We start from the raw sequence: 9,240 nt of genomic DNA, 5'->3' as shown, positions 1-9,240 counted from the left end.
GCTCTTGAGTTCTCAAACCACCACCGCACCGACCCGGAACCATCCGCCCTTCAGGAGGGGAACCGCGCCGCGCCGAGCAGCAAGAGAAAAACCTACACCAAAACCCGAACCCACGCAAACCCGGACCCACGGAAACACCCCCAACCCCTTGGAAACACTGGGGTTCGTCGGCGTGTCGGAAACGGGACGAAACAAGGGAAAACCAGGCGGAAACACACGGACGGCACCCCGAACAACCGGAAAACAATCCGGAAAAACACGGAAAACGACACGACCGCGCGTGTCGCATGGCTCCCATCGCAGGTCTTCATGCCAGAAAAACAAACCCAGCCGCGTCTTGCAATGCGTTATCGCCGTTTAGCGGGAAAATAAGAACATACGAAGAAGGAAACAGGGAGGTTCCGCGTGCGCACCATACGAATCGGCGTGGTCGAAGATGATCCCGCAAGCTGCCAACTGACACTCGACTATCTCAACCGTTACCAGAGCGAGACCGGAGAACAGTTCACCGTGACCGTATTCAACGACGGCGCCAGAATCGTCGAGCATTACACTCCGGTTTACGACATCCTCCTGCTCGACATCGAAATGAGCGAAATGGACGGCATGGAGGCGGCACGTCGCATTCGCAAACGCGACGATAAGGTCGTGATCATCTTCATCACCGCCGCACCGCAATACGCGATCAACGGATACGAAGTCCGGGCGCTCTCATACCTGCTCAAGCCGCTACCCTGGTTCGCGTTCTCCCAAGAGCTCAGGAAATCGATCGACATGGTGCGCCGCAACGGCGACGACTCCATGCTCATCGAAACGAATGGCAGCCAAACGCGCTTGAATCTCGCCGACATCCTGTATTTCGAATCGATCCGGCACACCATCGTCATCCACACCTTGGAAGGCAAACTGTCCATCACCGGCACGTTGAAGGATATGGAGGCCCGGCTGGCCGAGCGTAATTTCTTCCGCTCGAATTCCTGCTATCTGGTGAATCTTCAGCATGTGACGGGCATAGCCGACCAGGATTGCACGCTGTCGAACGGCGAACGGCTGCGCGTAAGCCGGCCGCGCAAAAAGGCGTTCATGAGCGCGCTGACCGACTATATGGGAGGTGGCAGATGATTGGCACCATGCTGCCGGACATGCTGCACACGGCATCGCCGCTGGTGACGACGCCGATCACCAACGCGCTTCCCGACATTCCCCGTTCCTACACCGCAATCTGCGAATGGGCCGCATGCGTGGTGTATATCGCGGTACTGTACCGACGCGTTCCGCCGCGCCGGTCGATCATCGTCAGCATCGCCGGTTTGGCCCTGCTGGTGGCGGTGCAGTATTTCGACGGCAGTATGCCGATCTGGTTCTGGATCATCGGCATGCTGCTCGCTTTCGCATGCATGTACGCGATGATTCTGCTCGGCGCCGGCACCGGCAAACGCGAAGGCCTGTACATTACGGCGCGCGCGTTCGTGTTGGGCGAGTTGGTAGCGTCGCTGCACTGGCAGATCGTCACGTTCTTCGGCGCACATGACGGTTTCGGCGATTACGAGTGGCGTGCGATCATACTGCTGATCGTCACGTATACGTTGTGCTTCGGTTTGGCTTGGCTGGTGGAACGCGGTAATTTCAGCCAGACCGCTCCGACCCTGCCGACCGCTTCCGCCGCGATCGCGACGATGGCCATCATGATCGTCACGTTCGCCATGAGCAATCTGAGCTTCGTTTCCACGAATACGCCGTTCTCCGGCTCGGTTGGCCAGGAGGTCTTCTACATCCGCACACTGGTCGATTTCTGCGGATTCGCGATTCTTTACGCGCAGCAGGAACAGATCCGCCGCATCGAAACGAACGAGGAACTCGCTTCGATCAACGCCCAGCTGGAAAGCCAGCATCAGGAATACCTGCAATCGAAGGAGAACATCGAATCACTTGGGCGTCTCGCGCACGATCTGAAGCATCAGATCACCGCATTGCGCGCCGAAGTCGATCCGGAACATGCGGCGGCCGGATTCGAACAGTTGGAGCGGTCGGTGCAACGCTACAGCGCGCAGCAGCATACCGGCAATCCCGTGCTCGACGTCATCCTGACCACCAAGGAGCGCACATGCGCCGATCATGGCATCACCCTCACTGCGGTCGCCGACGGTTCGCTGCTGAGCGGCATGTCGTCGATGGATATCGCGTCGCTGTTCGGCAACGCGCTCGACAATGCGATCGAGGCGACGTCGAAACTGCCGGACCGCGAACAGCGTCTGATCAAACTCGCGTTGTACGAGCAGAACGGGTTCACCGTCATCCGTGTTGAGAATTATTTCGATTCCGCACTGAAGAAGGATGCGGAAGGCAATCTGCGTACCACCAAACGCGACGATCGGCATCGTCACGGGTTCGGCGTGAAATCGATCCGTCATATCGCGCAGCAGTACGGCGGCGAGGTGACGATCCGCACCGAGGACCATTGGTTCATTCTGACCGCGCTCATTCCCCGCGCCAACGGTTCCAAGAGCATGTAACCGCACGGTGAGCCACGCCTTGGCACCCACGCCTTGGTCCCAGCCCGGCGGCACTGCGGCCGACGCATAGGAAAACCCGCCCGGGGAAGAGGAAACCGGGCGGGTTGAGGGGAAGAGAAAGGGGAAAGAAGTCAGAAGTCGATGAACGTTACTTGGCGGCCTCCTTGGAATCTTTGGAGCCCTTGGAATCCTTGCCCTTCGGCATGACCCAGAACTTGAGCAGCGGATAGCTCACGATCACGGCCAGCAGAGTGTTGACCACGGAGGCGATGGTGCCCGCAATGCCGGCGTTCATGCCCCAGCCCTGGCACAGGCCGGTCACATAGCCGGGCAGCACGAGGTTCACGACCACGATGACCACAGCGAGGATCACATACTTCCAAGCGGCATCCTTAAAGCTGGAATCCGACTTGAACACCCACTTCATCTGCACGAAGAAGTTCACCACCTGGGCGAGCACCTCGGCGAGCAGGAAGGTCAGGAATCCGCCCAAACCGTTGCCTTTGGTGTCGTAGTTGAAGATCAGGAAGTGGAACGGCTGCGTCAGGCCCATGCCGCTGATGAACACGGCCGTGCCGATCCATGTCACCACGAAACGGGTGATGGTGGAGATGTTCGACAGCACGTTGAACAGGATGAATTCCCAAATGTTCGGATGATCCTTGATCCACCTACGAATCGGACCGATGTTCTCGACCGACTGCGTTGCGTTGTTATCAGTCATTGCTCAGCTCCTTTGCGGTGCGCTTGTTTGCGGATTGGTTGCGGAAGAAGCCGGCGATGACGCCGCCCAATCCGCGGAAGGTGTGCCCGTTGGCGATGTTGACGATGGCGTCGACCATCGCGGAATCGACCATGCCTTGGGTCATCTTGCTCATGGCTCGCGGGGGCATGTTCAGAATGAACAGGGTGTTGAGGTCCGGGGCGCCGGTTTTCTGCCGGATTTTGGCTTCCCGCTTGGTAAGCGTCCTGGCGATGGTGCGTGCCGCGAAACCTTTGGAATCCGCCCACGACATGATCGGATCGTTCGTGCCGAACGTCACCGGCTTGCCCGGAGCAACCACGTTATGACCGAACAGCACGGCCATTTCGACATCGGTCGCCTCCTTCACATGGCCGTCGAGATAGTGGCCGAGCGCGGCGTCCGCGGCAATCGCATCGACATCGCCTGCGACGGTGTGCGGAATCGTAAGCAGCAGGTTTTCGGCGTTGTCGCCGACCATCAGCGTCCATTCGCCGGATTCCGTCTTCCACGCGTTGCCGGAAACGTCGAAATGGCGGAAGGTGTAACGGTCAAAATCGATATGCACGCTCTTGCTTTCATGCGCGCCCAATTCGACCTTGACGAATCCCTTAAGCTCGCGGTCGGGGCGCAGCACACCACCTTGCGGCCCACGCACGTACAGCTGCACGACGGTGGAACCGGCGACGTCGGAATCGTTGTTGACCATCACATCGACGCCGTTCTCGCTGGCTGTCAGCGCACTGTAGGTGAAGTGGGAATAGCTCAGGCCATAGCCGAACGGAAAACGCACCGGAACCCCGGCGGTCTCGTAATAGCGGTAGCCGACGAACGGCCCTTCACGGTAGATCGCGTCACGGCCGATTGCCGGATACCAGCCGGAACTGGGACAATCCTCGTAACGCACCGGCCAGGTTTCGGCCAGATGACCGGAGGGGTTAACTTCGCCGGTCAGCGCACGCACGGTTGCGGAAGCGCCCGCTTGACCGGACAGACCCACGTACAGCACGGCATCCACGTCATCGATCCACGGCAGTTCCACTGGGGAACCGGCGACGAGCACGACCACAACAGGCTTGCCGGCGCCCTTCAGCGCTTCGACCAGCTCGTTCTGCGCCTGGGGAATCGCCATGGTGGAACGGTCAAGGCCTTCCGATTCGCTGCGCTCGTCAAGACCGACGACGGCAAGCGCCACATCGACGCCTTCCTTGCCTGCGAGCGCGACGGCGTCCTCCATAAGCGCGCGATCCGGCTTGCCTTGGCGGTCGTACCCCTGTTCGTAACCGGCGAAGATGAGGCTTTTGGCGCTCTTGACCTCGTCAAGGATGTTCTCTTCCTTGGTGGCGTTCACCTTGGAGGATCCGGATCCCTGGTAGCGTGCGGTGGCGGCCATATCGCCGATCACGGCGACGCGGGTTCCCGCTTTGAACGGCAGGGTTGCATGGTCGTTTTTCAGCAGCACGCTGGAGTTTTCCGCGACTTTGCGTGCGACGGCGTGATGGGCCGCGATGATGGTGTCTTTGAGCAGATCGTTGCGCCCAACGCCGACCAGTTTGGTCGCGTTGGCGACGGCCGCGACTTCGGCCGCGCGCGCGTTGATATCGGCTTCGGAAAGGGTTCCCGCCTTGACTGCGCCTTCCAGCTCGCGTACGGAGGTGAAGCCCGGCGACGGCATTTCCAACGATCCGCCGGCTTTGACGGCTGCGACGGCGGAGTTGGAACCGCCCCAATCGGAGACGACCATGCCGTCGAATCCCCATTCGTCGCGAAGGATGTCCTGCAGCAGGTGCTTGTTCTCATGCGCGTAAACGCCGTTGATCTCGTTGTAGGAGGTCATGATGGTCATCGGCTTGGCTTCGCGCACTGCGATTTCGAAACCGGTCAGGTACAGTTCGCGCATGGTTCGCTCGTCGACCACGGAGTTGCTGGCTTGGCGGCGCAGTTCCTGGCTGTTGACGGCGAAATGCTTCGGACATGCGGAGATGCCGTTGCTTTGGATGCCTCGGATGAGTCCTGCCGCCATACGGCCGGCGACGACCGGATCTTCGGAATAGTATTCGAAGTTGCGTCCGCACAGCGGATTGCGTTTGATGTTCATGCCCGGTCCGAGCAGCACGTTCACGTCGAGATCGTGCGCTTCCTTGCCGAGCGCCTCGCCCATTTCCTCGGCGAGCGCCGGATCCCAGGAGTTGGCTACGGTGCCGGCTGTCGGGAAGCAGGTGGCGGGCTTGGATGCGCCGAGGCCGAGATGGTCTCCTTCGCCGAGCTGGCGGCGTACACCGTGGGGGCCGTCGCTCATGACGAAGCTGGGAATGCCGGCGCGGTCGTTGCCTCGCGAATCCCATTCGGATCCGCCGGAAAGCATTGCGGCTTTCTCAGCCACGGAAAGTTCTTCGAGTTCCATTGGTTCTCCCTTGCAATACCCTTTCGACTCGCTTGGTCTCCCGGACCTGCGCTGTTCGTGTCTCGGATGCCCTTGGCTGCATCGCTTGTGGTCATCCGCCGCTAGTTTGATTGAATCAGCCGTTCGCATCCGATCGGTGCCGTATTACACAACTTGTCGTTCTGCTCGCACAATCGGTCGGCCTGGTTTTACTGGCTTGCGGCACCTGCTGTTGGCACCTGCGGCGGCGTGCGGCTGCCGGAATGGCCGCCGCGGGGGCCGTAGGCGAACCCGGTTTCCTTCGGGTCCGCTTCGGTGGCCGTATCGGCTACCGGATTCGCCTGCGGTTCGTGTCGGGGCGCTGTTCCTACTTGGCGCCCGGGGTGGTGGATTCCTTGGTTCCGGCTGCCGCCAGCGCCTTGCGTCGATCCAGGAAACGCTTGATGGCGAGCGCTTCAAGGGCGACGAGCAGCACGCCCAGCACCACGTCCGAGGTGATCATGACGATCTTCCACACCGGTGTCGGATCATCCGGCTCGCCATCCGCGTACCGCCAGCTGTTGGCTGCCGTGTACAGGATGTTGTGGGCCGCCCGACGCATCTGGATGACGGATGTCGCGCTGCGGTCGGTCACATGGTTGGTGGTGTCGGTGGTGGCGAGCATGGCATCGGTTCCGCCGCGGATCGCCTGGTCGGCGGTCTGGTAGGCATAGTTGGTGCCGGAGAAATAGTCGGTTTCCACGAAGCCCTTGAATCCCCATTCATCGCGCAGCACGGTTTCGTTCAGGCCGGTGTGGGCGCTGGAGTAGGTGTTGCCGATGTAGTTGAAGGATCCCATCACGGCCTGCGCGTCGCCGTCGGCTTTGATGACGGTTTCGAACGGCTTCAGGTACAGTTCGCGGATGGACTGTTCGTTGGCCCATGTGCACAGCTGGCCGTTGCGCTGGGTTTCCTGCTCGTTGAGCGCGAAATGCTTGATGAAGGCGTACACGCCACGGTCGGCCGCGCCAAGCACCTGCTGGGTGGACAGGTCGCCGGTCAGTACCGGATCTTCGGAGAAGTATTCGAAGTTACGGCCTGCGAACGGTGAACGATGGAGGTTGACGGACGGTGCGTACCAGCCGGAAACCTGCATCTCACGGGCCATGTCGCCGATGGTTTCGCCGTACTCCTTCGCCAGATCCTTGTTCCAGGAGCAGGCGAGGACGATGTTGGAGGGCAGGCCGATGGAGCTGACGCCGGTGAAGTTGTCCTTCAGCGCGGCCGGGCCGTCCACGTCGGAGAGACGGATCTTGCCGATCGACTTGACCGCGGCGTTCTGGTAGCCGGCATTGGCGATCAGGGCGTCCATATCGTCGAAGGTCAGTTCGTCGAGTAGCTGATCCCACTTGGCATCGTCGTAGTCGACGCCGCGCAGGTCGGCCAGGCGGATGCCGTTCTTGGCGCCGGTGGTCGGCATGCTGTCGGAATTGTCGTCGAACTTGGTCGGATCGTAGTTGCCCACGTTGTAGAAGCCGGACTTGACCTCATCGGACATGCTGTAGTCGGTCGGGCCTGCGAGCGCTTCCTTGCGGTTGGCGAAATGGTTGGCGCGGCTCAGGTAGGTGAGTCCGCCGTTGGCGTCGTCGAACACGTTGGTGGCTACGATGTTGTCACCGTTGTGGGTGTTGTTTTCGCTGTTGTAGGTGATGGTGTCGCGCACGGTGACGGTTTTGCTGTCGAGGGCGTTGTGCGAATCGGAGTTGATGGAGATTCGGTAGTCGCCCGCTTCGAGCACGTAGGCCTTGGCTTTCTGGTAGTCGTAGGAGGCCATGTCGTCGTCATCAAATTCGACCTTGACGGTTTCGGATTCGCCCGGCTTGAGTTCCTTGGTCTTTTCGAAGTCGACCAGGTTCGCGCTGGCCTTTTCGATGCCGCCGTTGGTGTACGGCGGGTTGTAGTAGACCTCGACCACGTCCTTGCCCGCGGTGTCGCCGGTGTTGGTGACGGTCACGTTGAAGGTGATCTTGCCGGACTTGGTGTCGTACTTCACGTCGCTCATCTTCTGGTCGAACGTGGTGTAGCTCAGACCGTATCCGAACGGGTACTGCACGGTTTTGCCGTAGTCGATCACGCCTTCGTCGGCGGCCGTCTCATACCAGCGGTAGCCCACGTAGATGCCTTCGTTGTAGTTCACGAAGTGTGGGAATCGCACGCCTCGCGCGGAGTCGACTTCGAATTCCTTGACGTTGTCGTATTCGAAATTGCCGAAGTTGTTCCACGACGGATTCTGGGTGAGGTCGGTGAGGAACGTGTCGGAGGTGCGGCCGGACGGGTTGGTTGTGCCGGAGAGGACTTCACCGAGCGCTTCGAAGCCAGCCTGCCCCGGGTGCGGGGCCCACAGCACGGACTTGATCTGCGGGTAGTCGTTCACGAAGTTCATTTCGAACGCATTGGCGCCGTTGTAGACGAGCACCACGTTGTCGAAGTTCTTGGCAACCAGGTCGATCATGTCCTTTTCGGACTGGCTGAGTTCGAGATAGTGGGTTCCTTTCGGGAAGTCCTGATAGTCGGAGGAATTGTCGTGGTAGGTCACGTCTTTGGCGTTCATGTCGGTTGGCAGGTCGAGGCCTTCGCCGCCGACGCGCCCGATGACGACCATGGCGGTGTCGGAGAAGTTCTTGGCGTCGGAGATGAGCGTATCGGAATAGGTGCTGGCGGCCGGTTCCGGCAGCGTCCAATCGGCGGCGGTCACGCCGATTTCACCGCGAGTGGTGGAATAGTCGGTGTAGAACTTGGTCAGTTCGCTGTTGGTTGTGAAGCCGGCGTCGTGCAGGCCGTCGAGCAGCGATGTGGTGTCGTATGCGTCCGACAGCGCGCCGGAGCCCGTTCCGCCGTAGATCGGATTGGTGGATGCCCATCCGAACACGTTGATTTTGCCCGCGTCGCTGATCGGCAGCATGTTGTCGTTGTTCTGCAGCAGGGTGATGCCTTCGCGTTCGATGTCGACGGCGAGCTTGTTGGTTTTGTCGATGGTTTTCTGTGTCAGCTCGTGCTTCGTGGCGGTGGCCATGGTGATCATGCTGTTGAGCGGACCGGTGAGCATCATGCTGACGGATACGATGGCCGCGACGGCGACGACCACCCAGCTGGAGCTGTGCACAAGTTTGCGCACGGCCTGGTTTGCCACGGTTTTCCTGTTGACGGCTGCAGTCACGATGATGCCGAGTACCAGCGCCACCGCGATCGCGATGAGTTGCGGCCGGATTGATTGGATGACCGCAATCACATCATCCATGTTGATTTCAAGCATGATGATTCCTTCCTTGGTTTCTTCAGCTTCTCCTCCCGCTTCGACGCGGGAAAGCGACTGCAAACGTTGCAATCACTTGCGTTCCTGTACTGCGGACGCTGCGGATAACCCTCATTTTGCGGAATTCGCGGTATCCGAACCAATATCGGAATTCGATTATTTTACATGCTTGAATTGCATATGGTGGTAGTGCCCGAAAAGTTGCGCACTTTGGATCATGGCCGTCCATGGCGCGATGATCAGTTCGCTTCCACGAGGTTGTCATCGAGCCGGGACATGTCCAGGTAGCGGCGGTTCGACCATTCGTTCG

At 60.0% G+C, this 9,240-nt stretch carries 6 protein-coding genes; 3 read left to right on the top strand and 3 right to left on the bottom strand.

Annotated features, from left to right (window positions below; genetic code table 11):
• The 3 genes from KIH75_RS09530 to KIH75_RS09520 all read left to right on the top strand — a co-directional run.
• Positions 1–372, top strand: a 372-nt coding sequence (locus KIH75_RS09530) for a hypothetical protein (RefSeq protein WP_219056476.1), incomplete at its 5' end; no start/stop codon positions are given.
• Between the two features lie 33 nt (positions 373–405).
• A complete protein-coding gene (locus tag KIH75_RS09525) occupies positions 406–1,122 on the top strand; it encodes a LytR/AlgR family response regulator transcription factor (protein ID WP_219056475.1) in 717 nt (238 codons plus the stop codon).
• Positions 1,119–2,513: a sensor histidine kinase gene (locus tag KIH75_RS09520; RefSeq protein ID WP_236028232.1), complete on the top strand. Its 1,395-nt coding sequence runs from the start codon at positions 1,119–1,121 to the stop codon at positions 2,511–2,513. The genes KIH75_RS09525 and KIH75_RS09520 overlap by 4 nt, the downstream gene beginning before the upstream one ends.
• 148 nt (positions 2,514–2,661) lie before the next feature.
• On the opposite strand, the gene KIH75_RS09515 is transcribed toward KIH75_RS09520, so the two are convergent.
• From KIH75_RS09515 to KIH75_RS09505, 3 genes are all read right to left on the bottom strand, one after another.
• Entirely contained in the window at positions 2,662–3,237 is a 576-nt protein-coding gene (locus KIH75_RS09515; RefSeq protein WP_219056474.1) for a GtrA family protein, read from the bottom strand.
• Positions 3,230–5,659: a beta-glucosidase GluB gene (gene gluB, locus KIH75_RS09510; protein WP_219056473.1), complete on the bottom strand. Its 2,430-nt coding sequence runs from the start codon at positions 5,657–5,659 to the stop codon at positions 3,230–3,232. Before gluB ends, KIH75_RS09515 begins: the two co-directional genes overlap by 8 nt.
• A gap of 346 nt (positions 5,660–6,005) precedes the next feature.
• Positions 6,006–8,930 carry a glycoside hydrolase family 3 protein gene (locus KIH75_RS09505; RefSeq protein WP_219056472.1) on the bottom strand — a complete coding sequence of 975 codons (2,925 nt, stop codon included), beginning with the start codon at positions 8,928–8,930 and terminating at the stop codon, positions 6,006–6,008.
• Positions 8,931–9,240 lie beyond the last annotated feature (310 nt).

Origin of the sequence: Bifidobacterium pongonis, from assembly GCF_019331805.1 — a bacterium.
In the GTDB taxonomy this organism is placed as follows: domain Bacteria; phylum Actinomycetota; class Actinomycetes; order Actinomycetales; family Bifidobacteriaceae; genus Bifidobacterium; species Bifidobacterium pongonis.
Note: the sequence above shows the minus strand (reverse complement) of the source record. Positions and strands in the feature narration are given on the sequence as shown.